Source organism: Sporolactobacillus laevolacticus DSM 442 (genome assembly GCF_000497245.1).
GTDB lineage: Bacteria > Bacillota > Bacilli > Bacillales > Sporolactobacillaceae > Sporolactobacillus > Sporolactobacillus laevolacticus.
Window position 1 is genome coordinate 37,764 of the sequence record NZ_AWTC01000006.1, and the last position, 15,761, is coordinate 53,524.

20 protein-coding genes are annotated in these 15,761 nt (G+C 44.8%); all 20 read right to left on the minus strand.

Annotated features, from left to right (window positions below; genetic code table 11):
- Positions 1-30: 30 nt before the first annotated feature.
- The gene (locus P343_RS26650) at positions 31-864 is read right to left on the minus strand and encodes a gp53-like domain-containing protein (protein WP_023509847.1); all 834 of its coding nucleotides are present in this window, start codon (positions 862-864) and stop codon (positions 31-33) included.
- A 13-nt stretch (positions 865-877) separates the two neighbouring features.
- Entirely contained in the window at positions 878-1,522 is a 645-nt protein-coding gene (locus P343_RS26655) for a hypothetical protein (RefSeq protein ID WP_023509848.1), read from the minus strand.
- Entirely contained in the window at positions 1,519-2,694 is a 1,176-nt protein-coding gene (locus P343_RS26660) for a baseplate J/gp47 family protein (RefSeq protein ID WP_023509849.1), read from the minus strand. Before P343_RS26660 ends, P343_RS26655 begins: the two co-directional genes overlap by 4 nt.
- 11 nt (positions 2,695-2,705) lie before the next feature.
- Positions 2,706-3,068, minus strand: a complete 363-nt coding sequence (locus P343_RS26665; RefSeq protein WP_023509850.1) for a DUF2634 domain-containing protein — start codon at positions 3,066-3,068, stop codon at positions 2,706-2,708.
- Complete coding sequence (locus P343_RS26670; protein ID WP_023509851.1) at positions 3,065-3,409, minus strand: Gp138 family membrane-puncturing spike protein; 345 nt, start codon at positions 3,407-3,409, stop codon at positions 3,065-3,067. The genes P343_RS26665 and P343_RS26670 overlap by 4 nt, the downstream gene beginning before the upstream one ends.
- Complete coding sequence (locus tag P343_RS26675) at positions 3,409-4,428, minus strand: phage protein (RefSeq protein ID WP_031263826.1); 1,020 nt, start codon at positions 4,426-4,428, stop codon at positions 3,409-3,411. Before P343_RS26675 ends, P343_RS26670 begins: the two co-directional genes overlap by 1 nt.
- Positions 4,409-4,822 (minus strand): phage baseplate plug family protein, encoded by a 414-nt coding sequence (locus P343_RS26680; RefSeq protein ID WP_023509853.1) that lies wholly within the window; start codon positions 4,820-4,822, stop codon positions 4,409-4,411. The genes P343_RS26675 and P343_RS26680 overlap by 20 nt, the downstream gene beginning before the upstream one ends.
- A 10-nt stretch (positions 4,823-4,832) precedes the next feature.
- A complete protein-coding gene (locus tag P343_RS26685; RefSeq protein WP_023509854.1) occupies positions 4,833-5,399 on the minus strand; it encodes a LysM peptidoglycan-binding domain-containing protein in 567 nt (188 codons plus the stop codon).
- Positions 5,399-9,064 (minus strand): phage tail tape measure protein, encoded by a 3,666-nt coding sequence (locus tag P343_RS36360; RefSeq protein WP_023509855.1) that lies wholly within the window; start codon positions 9,062-9,064, stop codon positions 5,399-5,401. The genes P343_RS26685 and P343_RS36360 overlap by 1 nt, the downstream gene beginning before the upstream one ends.
- 242 nt (positions 9,065-9,306) lie before the next feature.
- Entirely contained in the window at positions 9,307-9,561 is a 255-nt protein-coding gene (locus P343_RS0118720; RefSeq protein ID WP_031263830.1) for a hypothetical protein, read from the minus strand.
- An 83-nt stretch (positions 9,562-9,644) separates the two neighbouring features.
- Positions 9,645-10,055: a phage structural protein gene (locus P343_RS26690; protein WP_023509856.1), complete on the minus strand. Its 411-nt coding sequence runs from the start codon at positions 10,053-10,055 to the stop codon at positions 9,645-9,647.
- 16 nt (positions 10,056-10,071) lie between these two features.
- Complete coding sequence (locus P343_RS26695) at positions 10,072-11,088, minus strand: DUF3383 family protein (RefSeq protein WP_023509857.1); 1,017 nt, start codon at positions 11,086-11,088, stop codon at positions 10,072-10,074.
- A gap of 12 nt (positions 11,089-11,100) precedes the next feature.
- Positions 11,101-11,577 carry a phage neck terminator protein gene (locus P343_RS26700; protein WP_023509858.1) on the minus strand — a complete coding sequence of 159 codons (477 nt, stop codon included), beginning with the start codon at positions 11,575-11,577 and terminating at the stop codon, positions 11,101-11,103.
- Positions 11,574-11,936, minus strand: a complete 363-nt coding sequence (locus P343_RS26705; RefSeq protein WP_023509859.1) for a hypothetical protein — start codon at positions 11,934-11,936, stop codon at positions 11,574-11,576. The genes P343_RS26700 and P343_RS26705 overlap by 4 nt, the downstream gene beginning before the upstream one ends.
- 1 nt (position 11,937) lies before the next feature.
- On the minus strand, positions 11,938-12,462 hold the full coding sequence (locus P343_RS26710; RefSeq protein ID WP_023509860.1) for a hypothetical protein: 525 nt from the start codon (positions 12,460-12,462) through the stop codon (positions 11,938-11,940).
- Complete coding sequence (locus P343_RS26715) at positions 12,462-12,815, minus strand: phage head-tail connector protein (RefSeq protein WP_023509861.1); 354 nt, start codon at positions 12,813-12,815, stop codon at positions 12,462-12,464. The genes P343_RS26710 and P343_RS26715 overlap by 1 nt, the downstream gene beginning before the upstream one ends.
- Positions 12,808-13,752: a minor head structural component GP7 gene (locus P343_RS36365; RefSeq protein WP_023509862.1), complete on the minus strand. Its 945-nt coding sequence runs from the start codon at positions 13,750-13,752 to the stop codon at positions 12,808-12,810. The genes P343_RS26715 and P343_RS36365 overlap by 8 nt, the downstream gene beginning before the upstream one ends.
- Positions 13,753-13,767: 15 nt before the next feature.
- Positions 13,768-14,055, minus strand: a complete 288-nt coding sequence (locus P343_RS26720; protein ID WP_023509863.1) for a hypothetical protein — start codon at positions 14,053-14,055, stop codon at positions 13,768-13,770.
- Positions 14,056-14,082: 27 nt separating this feature from the next.
- Positions 14,083-14,949 carry a phage major capsid protein gene (locus tag P343_RS26725; protein ID WP_023509864.1) on the minus strand — a complete coding sequence of 289 codons (867 nt, stop codon included), beginning with the start codon at positions 14,947-14,949 and terminating at the stop codon, positions 14,083-14,085.
- Positions 14,950-14,965: 16 nt separating this feature from the next.
- Positions 14,966-15,655, minus strand: a complete 690-nt coding sequence (locus P343_RS36370) for a DUF4355 domain-containing protein (RefSeq protein ID WP_023509865.1) — start codon at positions 15,653-15,655, stop codon at positions 14,966-14,968.
- Positions 15,656-15,761 lie beyond the last annotated feature (106 nt).

Below are 15,761 nucleotides of genomic sequence, written 5' to 3' on the forward strand. Positions count from 1 at the left end.
CTTATGTTATAAATGCTTGACTTAATAGACTTAGCTCCCGATAGCTATCCAAAAAACAAGACTCCCTCCAGAAATATCATTGACTAGCTCTGCATTTACTTTCGTGAAGGAAGCAACATATACTCTTCCGGGTGTAGTGCTTCTGGGAGTTGCTACAAGAGTATATAATTGGTGGGGAAAAGAAACGGGAAATGTTACATAGGTGCCACTATCGGATACCTGCTCTAAATTCCATTGCATAATCAGCCCTCCGGGTAATTTTTGATACCCTTTATAACCACTCTCACCAAAGTTATTTTCTAAATCACTCAGCGCCACGGCATCGGTAATCCCATATTCCGACAGTGTCGTCGGATTCGTGCCGGCAGTTACACGTCCATTCTCATCAATTGTTACCGATCGATAGGTTCCGGCAGTGGCACCGGACTTTGCAAGTACTAGAGAAAGAGCGAGGTTTGCCGAACCGTCGAACGACCCACTGGCTGTTCCGTCACCAGTGATGGACAATGTACGAGCAGACGCCAATTTAGATGCCGTCGCCGCGTTTCCGTCAGCATTGCCGGTGATCGAAGTGGGAAGTTTTCCGTTAGTGTCTAATTTGAGTAACTTATTTGCTGTAGCAGAAGTGACTACATCACTACTTTCAACATAAGATTTCATAGCTGTTGATATTGCCTGTGTAATTTCATCCTGCGTATAACCGTTTTGCTGTAATTCTTGGATTGCTTCGCTTATCGTATAAAAGAGCCAATCAAAATGACCGGCAGCCGGACTACTTCCAGCCACAAAACCGCTATCCTTTAATGATTGAGGAGGCTCAACCCCCGGTTTGTTCCACTCTGGTGTTGGTTTTGTAAAAGGCATTTATCTCATCTCCTTATATCGGAAGTTCATTGTTTTCATTGTCATCGAACAGTTCACCGAGTAGTCCACCTGACTGATCTACCTGATCATAGATCGTGCCAAATCCATAAGTAACGCTAATGTCAGGGGAATCATAGGCATTTGCGAACCGAAAGGTTCCTGATAAATTAACACGTGACACACGAATCCCAGCCCCGACGATTTTCTGCACAATCTGTACAAATTGGTTACCACTAAGACCGATTGCGCTTAAACGAGCCAGTGGTGCCTTCTCAATCGATACTGCCGCTGGTTCATCATCGCCAGTTTCAACTAGGCTCCGAATAGAGACGTCTGTCTTAGTGCAACCAAGCGTCAATGCTATTGCTTCAATCATTTTGTCATAGGTACCGTCAGATTGATTCTGCACAATCTTTGCGATAATGAGAGATCGGTAAATTTCGTCACTTGTTTGTCCACGAGGTTGCGAAAAGTCCGCCCCGATTAGATCAAGCGTGGCTCCCTTGGCATTACTCAGATCTTTCCAATGCTCGACTGTGTTCAGGGTATCAGATAGGTCATCTACTTCGTCCGAAATCAAGTGCAACACTTTTCCAATGTTGGAATCTTGATCTTTGGTGTATCGATCGGTAATTTTGGATAACCAATCTTTAATCATTGATGTGTCACCTCGATCAAAGAGGTGCTCGTCTGTGCCGCTTCATTCGGACCGATTTCAACATTAGAAGCGCCAAGAGTTTCGCTATTTCGACCGACAGTAATGGTCACGTCTTCCACTCCATCCACAGCATAGACACAAGAAAAAAGCCGAGAATAAATAACATCCTCACCCATTAACAAACCAGAGTAGAAGATCCCGTCAGCACCTGTTCCTCCTATATAATCAAGTATGTTTTGCTTAATCTGGTCATCCCCGTCAGTTCCATACTTAGCGTTTGATTTTACTTCTATATTGATCTTGATATCCGTTTCAGTTGCATAATCAAACTTAATCGTATGCGTTGTTTCACTGCTATCTACCACATCAACCGATTGAGTACCAACCGTTTCAATTCCAGCGGAAACGGAATTTAGCAACGTATCCGCAACGTCCGCCGCTGTACCACCAAGAACATACGCATGAACTGACTTCGGAGGGTTGCCTGCACTATCCGTCGCCATGGTGTTATTGACAATGACGTTCGCTGATCGGACACCGCTTGTCTCGAGTAATTTTGCTACAATCGACGGGAAAGTCGCATTGCCGGTGCTACTACTTCCAGCGACAAGGCGCTGTCGGAATTCATTGTCGGTTTCTTGGTCACGGCCGCCAGTCGCAGCTGCTGCATTGGTCACTGAAGTGACGTTGGAATCTGGATTGGCTTGTACTGTGATGGATCCGGCCGCGACATTAGTATCGATACCAGTATCCGTTGAAACAGCGTCAACCGTACCGTTCCCATTCGCGTCGAGTGTTAGTTCAGCAATCGTCTCAAATTGGATGCCGTTAGTTGTTGCAAAGACAGTTCCTTCCTCTACCACATAACTCGGTTCTCCGGTAATCGTCAGCGGGGCGTAGCTACTCGCCGCCGGAATTCGGCTCGTACCCATGAGCGTACTCAGTCGGTCTAGCTGCACCCCTTCGGACTTGGTCACAAACCCGGCATTATAAACACTCTCCGCAAGCTCCCACGCAATGGATAAAAACCAGGCAAAAAGAATAATCAGAATCCCGAGAAAAGACTTCTGTGACACGTTCACATCTTCTCCCCACAGTTCCCGAGCTTTGTCCTGCATATCAGTTACCAGGTCCGCATAACTCTTTTTCTGGAATCCGTTTGAATCTAACATTTGCTCGCCTCCTAGCTCTCAACCGCTACATCTTCAAGGCTGATTGTCTCGCCGTCATCCGCCTTGGTCATGGACAGTGAAATTGATCGAGATCGAGTACTTCGATCATCAGCAAAACTTATATTGTCCATGGTTGCAATGCGTTCTTCCTGCGCGATCGCTTCAACAATATCGTCGTGCGCTCCGTCTTGGTCCGCTTGCTTCCCAAGTAGATTGTCGCGGTTCAAGCCAAACTCTGTGTCCATAAAAAACTCGCCCTGCCTGGTCTTTAAAATGCTCTCAACCGACTGAGCGAGTTCTTCATCGCCTTCAACCATTTGGATCTCTCCATTTTTCATGACGAGATCGCCATCTATTATCAGTGGCGCTTTCATTCAATCACCCCTACTACAAACGCATCTGTCAGATCATGCGTCCGCGTTGAATCAGGATCAAACTTCTCTGATCCGTTCATTTCATCCAGGGCACGATCGGCAAAATTAAGCAGGACCACATCCCCAACATTTAGATCACCTACATGTTTTAATACATTGGCGTCCTCGATCAGCGGCCATTCATCTAAGTTTCCGTCGCTGTCTGCGGACATAAAAAGAGGCTCTACATCAGCTGTGTGAGCCCCTGAATCATATTTTTTTACCACCGCCGGTGCCGCAACGTGCAATGACAGTTTAATGTTACGGATTAAAGCTTCAGTAAATTGTGTTCCTTTTGACATTAGATGACGTTCACCTCCGTCATGAAGTCCGTCCCATCTGAGTAGTGCTTGCCGCTCTTTGCTCTGTATTTTCCATTTGCGGTTTCGGACTTTACCGTGATAATGCTCGCCGTCGTGATGCGATGTTGCAGCAAGCATTTGACCGTGTACCCTTTGCCATCTGTGTCATCGTCAAAAGGCTGCGGAGATTCGATTAACCCAGTATCGTTATTGAGTATAAAATGCTCATCGTCGCCTTCCTCAATAGATCGGATAACCACTTTTCCACGGCGATAATACATTGATGCTTTGCAATCGTTCACGACTTCCTCCAGATTATTTTCGATCAAACCAGTAACACGATAGCCTTTTTTATAAACCTTGTCGTAAGGAATTGAGCACGCTGCTAATTTAATTCCCAAGTCCTTACACAACCGCTTGATGATCGTCGAACCATGTGTCCCTTTAGCAAATGTGATGACATTCGTACGTTTCTTGTATTTGGCTTCTTTGACGGTCTTATAACTGGTCGTAGCCACATACTTTTTAAGCTTCGTGGTGGTCTTGATCTTACCCTTGACAATCTTGTTGGTCGTAACCTTGTGTGTCTTAATGACTTTGATGGGTTTGGCTAGCTTCATACGCTTTTTGACGTAATACTTTTTCGCCGGATCCGCCTGAGCAAGCGTCACCTTTTTATGGCTGTAGTCCTCGCCCTCTAAAAAAGTGATCGTCGTGATCTTATCGACGCCATCTTTCTTGGTCAGTACCGTCGAGATTCGTCCACTGGCAATAACCCCGTGATCACCACGGTACCCAGCTTGTACTGTGCAGATATCGCCTTGATGTAGTCGATCAATCGTTGCTTTAGACAGATTATAAATATCTACTGTTGATGTGTTCGGTTTGGCATCGTCGTCAAACGGACATTCGAAATGGATCTCAAGCTCGCTACCATCAAACGTAGTTGAATAATCGCCGCTCACATGGATCTTCGTTATCCGGCCGTAAAGTTGTGCGTTAGTCGCCACCGCTACCATCTCCATTGTCTAAGTTAAAGCCATCTGTCTCCTTGTCGTCATCAGTAGGACCGCTGTCGTCCTCAGAGTCATCCGGTAAATCATCAATGCACAAGAACACTGTCATACCAAAGTTATCCCATGTGATGCGCTGTGCTTGTCCAGATTCGTCCAGTGGGATCAAGTCCTCAGCAGGCATGCTCTCAGGATCAATGATCTCGTTAAACAATGGCATATTGAGCACAAGTTTCTCACCGGCGACAAGCAAGTTCCCCATGGCATCGTAAAGTGTGGCTGTAAAAAAGTCATGAGATTCATTGTATTCGATGTCAATAAAAAAACTGTCATTCTCGGAATCCCACTCGAACCGAAACGGCAGTTGTGTTTTATCAATATCAATGTAATCATGCTTCATAAAATCACCTTCATGCGACACGAATCTTCTTTCCGATAGGTAAAGCCTTATCCGGATATTTATTCCATGATCTTAGCTGTGATACGGATGTACCATACTTTCGTGATATCAAGTAATACGTCCATCCTTTTTTGATCGTTTTGTATTGAGCAGATGACTTCTTGTTTACCGTCTTTTTCTTCTTGCCTACCGTTTTCTTGGCTGTCTTTGCCCTAGCGCTTGTACTCGTCCATTTTTCTTTTACAATCCGGATAAACTGTAGCTGAGCGCTTACCGCGGCTCCGTTCGAGACATCACCTGTTCGAGTATCATCAAGGCTTGTGATGATCACATTTCGTGCAACCGTTCGACCTGTATAGGTGAGCAAGGTTCCTTTTCGCATGCTATCGCGTAAATACTGTAATTCAGCTTTGTAACTGTTTCCTGATAAGATCCACCCATCAAGGGATAGTGTTTCGGGTTGTCTTTGTACGTGATCTGTGATTGGCTCCCCTTGTTCAACAGGATAACTTGTGGCAGTTACAGAATTGCTCAGCTTTTCTGTTTCGATATACAGCTTCACTTTTCCGAGTTTCATTAATAATCCACCCCCGGATCATAAAGGCCTGTCAGCTCTTTGTAATGGTCTTCAAGCACTTCTTTAACTGCTTTCTTCACGTTGCTCTCCGTGTTTCCGTCACCTTTTACAGTCACATGAATCTCCGGATGATATTCCATAGAACGTGATGATCGATTGTATGTGGCTGTCTGTGACGTTTCCGGTGTATAGGCTGCTGATTGTGCCTGGGCATTCATTGCATCAGGTGTTTGAGATATGCCAAGTACTTGTCCTAATCGATTGAACAGTCCTAAAGAGCGTTTGCGCATAGATGGTTGAGTCGATATTATATATTCCGGCCAGCTGTTTTCAGCAAGCGAAGCCACCTGCGGTGTATTTGCTACACCACCATTTGCATATCCCTTATATGCGCCGCCGGCAGCCATAGACTTGATACCAGGAACATTGAATACCGAACCGTACCTCGACTTGATATAACCTATTGCCGCAATAATGTTATCGACCGGATTAAGGATACTGTTATATCCTTTTTTTGCATGGGCATTAAACGTACTCTGAATAGTCTGCATCAAGCCTATTGATGGATGCCCGGCCTTGGCATTACTATCCCAACCGTTTACGGCCTTCGGATTACCACCGGATTCCTTCATGGCAATCGTCTCAAGCGCACTGGCCCAGCTGGACGGTGCACCAGATATTTTCAACGCCTGCTGTACCCATGCTTTTACCGCTTTTGATCCACCGGAACCGGTAAAGTTATCACCAAATGAGCCTAAGAAATCTCCTACGCTGGATGAAATCTTATGAATCATGCCCTCTACAATTCCAGATGATAGTCCAGTTAATCCCTTATTAGGCGTAAACTTAGACACAATCAAGTCCATGAGTTTGCTTGGATCACTCATATAGCTCCATACATCTACGGCCGCATCTTTAATCTTTGTTCCGACTGTTTTTGCTCCGTTAATAACCGTTCCCGCGGCATTCTTAATCCAGTTTCCAGTTCCATTTGCAAAATGAGGGAGCGATTCTAGTAGTTTTGCTGTTTTATCTCCACTCAAGACCTGCGTACCAGCTGGAAGATTATAAAGAGTGTCTGTTGCTGGGCTTAATCCTACATGGCCCTGTGGAGTCCTAAATAATTCTTGCTTACCACCATCTCCAAGTACGGATGGTCCTCCTGGAGCTCCGTCTGTACCTTTCGCGAATTTTGGTGGTGTCCAATATGGAATACGCATCTTTTTAGGAGCATCCACCTTAGAAAGAATCCAGTTGATTCCTTTGCTAACGCCATTTATTCCAGTTGCGAGACCACTCAAAAGAGCATTTCCAATTGCCTTTGTGCCATTTATTGCAAGGCTTTGAAGGTCACCCATTATGTCCTTGAATCCAGTTTTCAAATCTCCCCAGATATTTTTGGTCATCTTTCCGAGATCTTTCCAAGCTTTTCCCCATTTCCCAGTGAGCAAGTCCAAACCAACAGTAATAATGCCACTTACCAAGTGCCAAGCTACTTTGACCGTTGTCTTGAGCACATCCCAAGTCAACTTAAGGATACTGGCTATACTTGCCCAGCTATTTCGCCAAGACGCTCTTAATGCGGATAACCCCATTCGGATCAGCAGAAAAGACGGCATTAGTTCGATGGCTATGACTTTTCTGACTACACCAATAACAAAACTTAAAACTGTACTTAACTGCGGCCATATTGATTTCCACCATTTTTGAACGTCTCTGATGCCAGCGATAAGACTAGAAAAGACGGTTGAACCAGCTTTCCCTAACGAATTTCGAATAACGGATGCTGCAGCTTCTGTAATACTTTTTATTGTATTGAAAGTATCACGTACGATGGATAATTTCATAGCTGCTGCGCTAATTGACGCAAATGTATTTCGGAAAAATTCACTTACTGGACGCCAATTCTTAATGATTAAGTATGCAGCTACAGCAATTGCTGTCACTCCACCAATGATAAGAGTAATTGGCCAGAAAACTGCAGCTAGAGAAACTCCCATCGCGGTTGCAGCCATACTTAAAGCCCCAAAAGTCATTGTGAGACCAATGCCGACCCCTGTAAGAATTAAAATAGCAGCAGTCATGGATACAAAAGCAATCAGAGCTATTTTTATTGGTGTTGGCAATTTAGTCAGAAACGCAGCAACTTTTGAAACACCAAGCGCGAGTCTTCCAAGCGATGGAATAATTAAACTACCAAATGCAATCCCCATCGTTTGTAAAGTTCCGCGCATCTGTTCAACTGATCCTTGGAAGGTTTTCATCTTCTGAGCAGCCACATCTGCTGCTTTTATTTTTGACATGGCCCGAGCCATATCATTAACACCCTTGGCACCTTCTCGATACAATATGTTGGATCCGCGAATCGCATCCGAACCAAACATGGTTTCGAGGGCTGCTGAACGTTGTTCACCATTCAAACCGTGCAAGTGCGTTTTTAATAGCTGTGCGATACTTGCAAAACTTTTGACTTGACCGTTTGCTTTGAAAAAGGCACTGTGCACCGCTCCGGTTCCATTTGCTAAGGCTGTGAACTCTTTTGTTGCTTTTGTTGAGCCCACTTTACTGTCTGTTATTTTTGCAGCCAATTGTTGAATTTGCTGAGTAAGCTGTGTGCTATTACTAGACAGCGGTTTGACACCGTGATCTCTTAAAAGCTGCATGGCTTTTGACGTCTCAACAGTAATTAATCCTAACTGATTAAACTGATCCCATTGCTGATTCGTCATCGGGTGTAGTCGCATCATCATTGTTTTAAGTGATGTTCCTGCATCCGATCCTTTTAATCCGTTTTGAGCAAACACGGCAAGCGCTGTGCTTGTCCCTTTTAGAGATGCGCCAAGTCCTGCAGCCACTGTAGCAGACATACTGAGTGAATACTTTAATTCCCCAACATCCGTGGCTGATGCATTGGCCGCTCCTGCTAGGATATCCGCTGCTTTTGCCACGGTCATCCCTTTGTCTCGGAAGGTATTCAGTGCCGTACTTGCTATTTCTGCTGAGTCCTTTAGATTGAGGTCTCCAGCTGTAGCCAAGTTCAGTGATCCAGCAAGGGCACCATGTAAGATTTGCGAAGTTTTAACCCCGGCTTTAGCCAACTCACCTTCTGCCTCTGCAACCTGAGTCGCGCTGTATTTGGTTTTTATTCCTTGCTGAATAGCGAGATCATTTAGCGCACCGCTATATTTTTTGACATCAGATGGATCCATAACAGACTTCGCATTGGCCATAGCTTGACTAAAGTCTCCAGCCGACTTAACCGTGTAACCTACGGCCTTTGCTGCCCCATACCCCGCTGCAGAAAGCGAAGCACTGGCCATCATGAGATCACCCATATTAGAGTGAAGACGCTGTGACAATGATGCTGATACATTACTTGCACCATGCATTGAGTGAGACATGTGGTCCATTTTTGTTTGAGCGGTAGCAGCTGATGAACCTAGATCAGAGACTTTACTTGATGCCGTACTCGCTGCCTTTTGAACTGCATTCATCGCTCCGGATGCGCCCCCGGCGGAGGTACTCACCCCACCCATTGCCTTATCCAAGATAGCACCCATCTTCTCGGCGGCTTTCATCACGTTGTCCATCATTTCGTTAATCCTTTTAAGTGGCTCAACATTCCCCAGAATATTAACTTCAACGCTTGTCTCTCTTAGTGCCACTGAATCACCTCCTCTCTACTAACCGCTAACAAATAAAAAGAGCTCCGGCTTAAGCCGAAACTCATTTTTTTGATTGATCATTCATTTGTTTAATAGCTATATCCAATGCGGCATTGCACTCCATTAGGTCATCAAGCGACATCCGACACGCTTCTTCATAAGTTAATTTCTCACTCATTATTGGTCGCCAGAAGTACCAACGTTCTCGCGCTTTCCTCTTATAAAAGCCTTTATCTTTTGGATTAGGAGTTAAGAAACGTGGCAGCTTCAACCATCACATCGTTAAAGCCATCATGTTCATCCCAATACGGCCAATTCGTTTTAGGTGAGACAATAACGTGTTCCATAAGTGCACTGTAATATTTTTCTTCGTTCATTTGTCCATTTGCATCTTTACAACGATCTCGCAGCTTTACCGCTTCCCTAATACCAGGATGTTGCAAAGTGTATTCCGTACCCTCAACTTCAACGATCTTCTGTTCTCCAAATTTAGCCATGATTTTCCGCTCCCTCTGTTTGTTTTCAATATGATTAAAAACGGCCGTTTCTGGCCGCCTCCTCTTCTTTCTCCTTCGTGACATTAGCCAGGTACAACCGTGTAGTCAAAAACTTTCAGATCAAATTCACGGTCCTCAATATTGTTGGAAAACTTGGCATCTGCTGGTTTTGTTACCTTTGCTTTTGTTCCGCCGATTTTTTCTTTCATTTCATTATTTGAAGTGACCCAAATCGGTACTGTGGCTTTTGAATTCGCCAACTGATTCAGGTATGAAAGAGAAGGTGAGGTTTGTGTCAGCATGATTTTAATCGTTCCAAGTGGGTTGTTACTGTTTGCTACACCAACATCCCCCTGCGCAGATACCTTTGTTGTAAAGTTATCGTTGTCCTGAGAGCATTCAACCAATGATCCGTCTGAATAGCCGGTAATAACAATGCCACCAACAGTTGTGGTGACATTCATGGCATCGTATTCATGCACTTCATTGCTCATTTATGTTCATCCTCCCTTATGCGGCAATTTCGCCGGTAATAGTTGCCGTATGAATGGCACCAGCAAGTTCAAAGCTGAATGAAAGCCCATTATATGTGCGATTCGCTCGATCAGAATCAGAGACTTCGTCACGTGTCTTTGCTTTGATCGTATAAATTGGTTGACCATCTTTATCGGCTGCAATTATTCCATTTGCAAAAGCTTGCTGCAATGTATTGGTTACCTGGCCTTCAAGTACCCCGATACCTGTGTTGTCAAATGAAATTTTCTTCGCGTTGGACAGCGCCAGTTGAATGCTATTCTCCATGTTAACCTTGATCCAGTCTTTTCCGTGAATGACGTCAATGTATTCTCCGGATCCGGTAATGCCTTCACTTGTCTGGTCAATTCCCGCCTTTGTTACATAACAAATGGCTCCATCCGTGTGGATAGCCGTTACATCGGTCGCTGAGAAGTTCTGTGCAGTAATTCCCACTAATTTTTTAAACTTCCATGTGATGCTACCAACCGTTTGAGAACCACAAGCACCGACCAATGCAGCATCGGGCTCCTCAGCGGTAACAGGGTGGAAAAATACGATCGTCCGATCATAAGTCTTAAATGCAGCGCGGTTTGCCTCATCATCAATTTTGATGACCAAGAACTTAATCCCAAGCGCTTCAACCAATGGCGCAACAGCAACTTTGTCAGCCTGTAGCGCATCCGCTAACAGTAAGAACTCCCAGTCTTTTTCCGCATAAGTAGAAACTGCCTGTGTCAATGTTAATCCCGGTGTCGTCCCACCATCAGCTGCAGGGTCATAATTTGCAATATAAATCAGATCTGGACGATTGCTTCCCTGTGCAAAAATCGCTGCTGCCTTTTTGTAAGCATTGGTCGTATCCGGATAATCAGCTTTGACACTGTCCAGATCTGCATAGGCTTTAAATGATGGTTGACCCGCTTTATCAGCCAAAATTAACGGCCGCCCCAATCCGATCAGGGCAGCCGGTTTCACAAGATTGATGTTTACTGTAACATCTTGAAGTGGCATGTTATAGCCTCCTTATTGATTTGTATTTGTTGGTGTCGAAACTCGCTCAATAATTTCAGTACCTGAATCTTCATAAACATTGGCAACTCGAATTCGGAGATCAAATCCTGCTGAGCGTTCCGTATCAACCGTGAGAAAAGTATCTCGTACTGTTGCGTTACTTATCGACACAATTACAATTCCTTGATCACTGAGTATTTGCCTTGACGAAACCAGCTTAAGCAGTGAAGCTGTCTGAATGGATAGATTAAGGACTTCATTATGCCGTTTGGCGTGCCAGGTAAATGAAATGACAGCTTCCACGTGTTCTGTTAATTGATCCGGATCCTGTTCACCACGCCCGATCGGCAAATATGGAGTAATTACAGAAAATGTGCAGAATGGATAGTCTGGCTGTGGTCCCGTTCCATTCGCGACAATTACTGGATGTCCAATTCTCGATTGAATGACACTAATCAATGTGCTGTTAATCATCGTGTAGTCAATCATGCTGATCCACCGCCTGTCTGCGTATCATCTGATTTGAGAATGTACCGATCAAAGTCAGCATATTCGCTATATGGAATCTTCGACGTGACTGTGTAATGTGCCCCGTTATAATCAAGATGGCTCTGCAAGGGAATGACCATATCGGTGTAAATAATTCGATCAAATGCCGTCAAGGTTCCGCCGCTTTGATAAATCAGTGACTGAGGCATAGGAACTATCGAACCATGCCCTGGAATGGGTTCAGGGCTACCAGGTACCCACTCACCTGCTTCCCAATGACCAGCTTTCGGATCATCGACTATGAGATTGAAATTGACATTGTACTTATCCATGAGCCTTTTAAACTTATAGAGAACCATATCAATCCACCTCGTAATCCATAGCACCAATCATTTCGCCCGTGTCTACCAAAGGATTGCTTGATCCTTTTTGATCTACGGTAAACGGATGGTTTGGTGGATTACCAACATCACGAGCATATTGCTGAAGCTTACCTTTTGCTTCCAAACCGATCATGTCGAGAAGGATATTAATTGGTATTCTTTTCTGCACAAGTTCACCAATCAACTCCTCCAATTTATCCATCACTTCATCTTCGGAATTATCCCAACCCGAGCGGATGAACGAGCGTTCAGGAATATTGATGTATTGTGTGCTTGCCTTCAAGTAAAGTCCCTGTGATGCAAGATATTTTCTCATCTTGTCAGAAACAGGTATTTTGCAACCAAATTCATGAATTTCTGCAAGGTCCGCAATAGAAATATCTGTTCCACTGTGCGTCTGATCTGATTTAGAACCAACATATCCGACTTTAATCTTATGATCCTTATCGAATGCCCTGATCAAGTCCTTTATTTTCCCTTGGTCTTTGATTTTCACACCCATCAGACAAACCTCACTTTCCGATAAGGCTTCCACAGTGCGTGAACACGCCCATACCGTGCAGTAGGATCCGCTGAAAAGGTTTGGCTCATGCCCCCGATCGATTCGGAGATAACCGCTGCATCCGCAGGATCTGCTGACTGATCAATTTTAATCAAGAGGGTGATACCCTTTTTGATCGGTTCCGGCATTGCAGGATTGCCGTCAGAATCATAAAAATCTCGGTGACACCAGTCGCAAGCTTCCGCTACTGCATCGTCTAGATCGATTTGGAGTTTATCATTTTGGCTATCATCTGTAATTCCTAAACGAGTTTTTAACTCATCCAATGTCATCAATTCATTCGGCTCACTCAACGGTTATCCCCCCTCTTTTACCCTGTTTCAGCGACGGATCAATGCCGACGATTTTATAACGAGCAATGCAACGGCAGCGGATATCATTTGCCGCGTCTCCGGACATTCCCGGATACTGTGCTTGAATACCCCAACCGAGATCAAATGGCTCATTTACATCACGTGTTTGTCCTTCCATACTCACATGGTTAGCCCCCGGTCGGTGCCGCACTCGCTCATCACCCATGTTCATCCAAAATTTTTGCATCTTAATCCCTTGAAAATCAGCATTCATGGCACTGTCGTAGGATGCTGTTTCCCGTACACGGTGTCCTTCGGTCCGCGCGATCGCCGTCGCACGGTTCAGACCCATATCAAACGCTCCCTGAATGCCCTTAGCCATCGACGTGTAACCCTTTTTCTCGATAAACCCGCGTTCTATGGCTTGTTTTATATCCTGGATGATCATGCGCCTGTTTCTTTCAAGCGCAGGCGTCAACTTCAGTCCTTCGATATCGTTCTTTTCCAGGGCCATGAGAAGCCTTTTAATCTGTTTATCTGACTTACCCTGCATGATATGGATAATCTCCGCATCATGGCTATTTTTCAGCCAAAAATCAAAGCCAAGCGCTTTCTTAACCTCGGTTTCAATCGCACTTTTCTGAGTGTCAAAGGAATAGATATAAATTGAAACGAGCAATCCAAGGATTGACCGTCTATTTTCCGTCTGCAGCTTGTCCGCTTGTTGTAAAACAAAGTTTTCAAGCTTTGCAATGTCATTGGTCCGAGCGACATCAGAAAAGTTCAGCTGATCTTTGCCACCTTTGACATAGATTTGCGACAAACGAGATATGAGCGCATCCAGTGACTTCTTGTACTGCCTGCCAATGTCTTTAATGATCCGGTTTTCATTCCTGTTCAGGTAATCGACAAGCTTTTTAATTTCATCATCCGTCATCGATCACCACTCCAATCATTTTGCCGGCGTCTCTGAAGTCGGTTGCTGTTTGCCCTGTGGTACTTCCAGCACTTGTTCACCACTGAGTGCCTTAATCAGCGCTTCTTTGTCCATAGACTGATAGTTTTCAATTTCCTTATCAGCTGCCCTCTTTTTAAGCCCTGCCACAGTCAGATCATTTAGATCTACTTCCGCATTGCTAGATGAATCAAGAGTTTCATAGTCATCATCTTTCAAGAGCTTCTTACCGTGTTCATCTGTAACGAACCATTTCTTACCGGTCCGTTTATTTTTCACCCACATAGGAAAACCACCTTTCGATTATTTAAATTAAGATGCTGGACGAGCTGCGCTCAGGACAGCAAGTGCTTCAGGACGAACCGTCTTGGCACCATAGAGATGTAAACCTTTAACCGCATCAGCAAATCGTTTCTCGGGGCGATAAGGTTCGACGCTCGCAATCTGTTCTGCATAAGACCATGCGATGTTATGACCAGCGATAATTTTGTAGTTATCGACCACTCCAGAACCAGTCGGCACATGTGGTGCATTGTTCGATTTCAGCACATTAAACCCGGCAGCCTGACCGATCTGACCATTCAACAGTCGGATAGCAGAGTTCATATCTCCTGATTTTACGAATCTATCATCTTTAAGCAGGAGTCCTTCATACCAAGGCGGAATAACAACAAATCGTCCCTGCTCTGGGACATCCTTTTCATCAAGCTTTGTTGACAAGTCCACAAGAAGTTCATAAGCTCCCTGAATGGTTGGCGTTTCAGGCGTGGCATCAGAACCGATTGTGCTTGCTGCGTCAACGTAATGACTGGCGATAAATTTGTCAGCGACGTTTCTTAGACCATAACCTGAATTTTGCATTGCTTGATTCATGACCTTTGGATTCTGCTGTGCTTTGTCAATGTCATCAACCTGAAAGTTAAAATACTTCGACTCCGTGATAGTCAGCGAACGAGTGTCATCATCCAGTGTTTCAGGATCACCAATATTCGTGTTTTTGGTATAATCACCAATTGTCACATCACCGACCGAATTGATTTTAACAGTATCACCTGCAGCTTGAATCTCGCCTTCATAATCTCGGTTAATAATATTTGGTTGTCCGTAAACGAGAGATGTTTGAAGCGCCTGCAACAGCCGTGCGCTCCAAATAGTCGGAATAAAATTGTTAAGAGTCAATCAAATCACGCTCCTGTTATTGTTTTAGTAATTTCTCAACTTCTTCCCACCGCTTATTGATTTCGGTAGGGGACATTTTCTTCACATCTTCTAATGTCAGTGGCGTTCCAATTCCACCACTTGCCGGCGGAGTTCCACCGTTTTGCTTGAATTTCTCATTCACGATCTTTTGCTCATACGCTTTAAACGCCGCTTCCAGTTTTCCGAGGTTACCCGTGGTCGTCTCTTCATCGTTCCCGATAAAGAAGTCAACAAGGTCAGTCGGTAAACCCTTTGCACTCGCCGCAGTCAGAGCCTTGCTCTTGAGTGTTTCCCGATCTCGTTGCTTCTCTGAATCCTCAAACTTCTGCTTGAGTTCGCGGAGTGCTTTTTGTTCCGGAGTCTCCGCCGGATACCGCTTGGCAATCTCCTTTTCAAGAATCTCCGGCAGGGATTTCTCTTTAAAGGTATTAATTCCCTGCGTTACCCGGCTGTCAGCGAATGAATTCAACCACTTCTTACCACCATCGTCTTCGTTTAGGAACTTCTGCACCGATTCAAGTGTCAGTTGAGACCCTTGGCCGTTACCTGCTCCTGCCGGTGGTGCTGGTGGATCTGCAGGTGGATCGCCTGCTGCCAGGGGAGTTGGCCCCGGCGGTGTTGGATCACCGTTCCCTTCTGCAAAATATTGCAAGCTCAGTGGGTATCTGAGTAGCGTTGTATTCATGATTGTTCCTCCTTGTCCTCAATCAGTTCCGAAGCCCTGATGAGTTCAATGATTTATGCAGCTTTTAACGTCATCAGCAATCTTGGACATGAAAAAAGCACCCCCG

Coding starts and splice junctions, on each gene's coding strand:
- P343_RS26650 (WP_023509847.1), bottom strand. CDS start 864: ATGCCTTTTACAAAACCAACACCAGAGTGGAACAAACCGGGGGTTGAG.
- P343_RS26655 (WP_023509848.1), bottom strand. CDS start 1,522: ATGATTAAAGATTGGTTATCCAAAATTACCGATCGATACACCAAAGAT.
- P343_RS26660 (WP_023509849.1), bottom strand. CDS start 2,694: ATGTTAGATTCAAACGGATTCCAGAAAAAGAGTTATGCGGACCTGGTA.
- P343_RS26665 (WP_023509850.1), bottom strand. CDS start 3,068: ATGAAAGCGCCACTGATAATAGATGGCGATCTCGTCATGAAAAATGGA.
- P343_RS26670 (WP_023509851.1), bottom strand. CDS start 3,409: ATGTCAAAAGGAACACAATTTACTGAAGCTTTAATCCGTAACATTAAA.
- P343_RS26675 (WP_031263826.1), bottom strand. CDS start 4,428: ATGGTAGCGGTGGCGACTAACGCACAACTTTACGGCCGGATAACGAAG.
- P343_RS26680 (WP_023509853.1), bottom strand. CDS start 4,822: ATGAAGCATGATTACATTGATATTGATAAAACACAACTGCCGTTTCGG.
- P343_RS26685 (WP_023509854.1), bottom strand. CDS start 5,399: ATGAAACTCGGAAAAGTGAAGCTGTATATCGAAACAGAAAAGCTGAGC.
- P343_RS0118720 (WP_031263830.1), bottom strand. CDS start 9,561: ATGGCTAAATTTGGAGAACAGAAGATCGTTGAAGTTGAGGGTACGGAA.
- P343_RS26690 (WP_023509856.1), bottom strand. CDS start 10,055: ATGAGCAATGAAGTGCATGAATACGATGCCATGAATGTCACCACAACT.
- P343_RS26695 (WP_023509857.1), bottom strand. CDS start 11,088: ATGCCACTTCAAGATGTTACAGTAAACATCAATCTTGTGAAACCGGCT.
- P343_RS26700 (WP_023509858.1), bottom strand. CDS start 11,577: ATGATTGACTACACGATGATTAACAGCACATTGATTAGTGTCATTCAA.
- P343_RS26705 (WP_023509859.1), bottom strand. CDS start 11,936: ATGGTTCTCTATAAGTTTAAAAGGCTCATGGATAAGTACAATGTCAAT.
- P343_RS26710 (WP_023509860.1), bottom strand. CDS start 12,462: ATGGGTGTGAAAATCAAAGACCAAGGGAAAATAAAGGACTTGATCAGG.
- P343_RS36365 (WP_023509862.1), bottom strand. CDS start 13,752: ATGACGGATGATGAAATTAAAAAGCTTGTCGATTACCTGAACAGGAAT.
- P343_RS26720 (WP_023509863.1), bottom strand. CDS start 14,055: ATGTGGGTGAAAAATAAACGGACCGGTAAGAAATGGTTCGTTACAGAT.
- P343_RS36370 (WP_023509865.1), bottom strand. CDS start 15,655: ATGAATACAACGCTACTCAGATACCCACTGAGCTTGCAATATTTTGCA.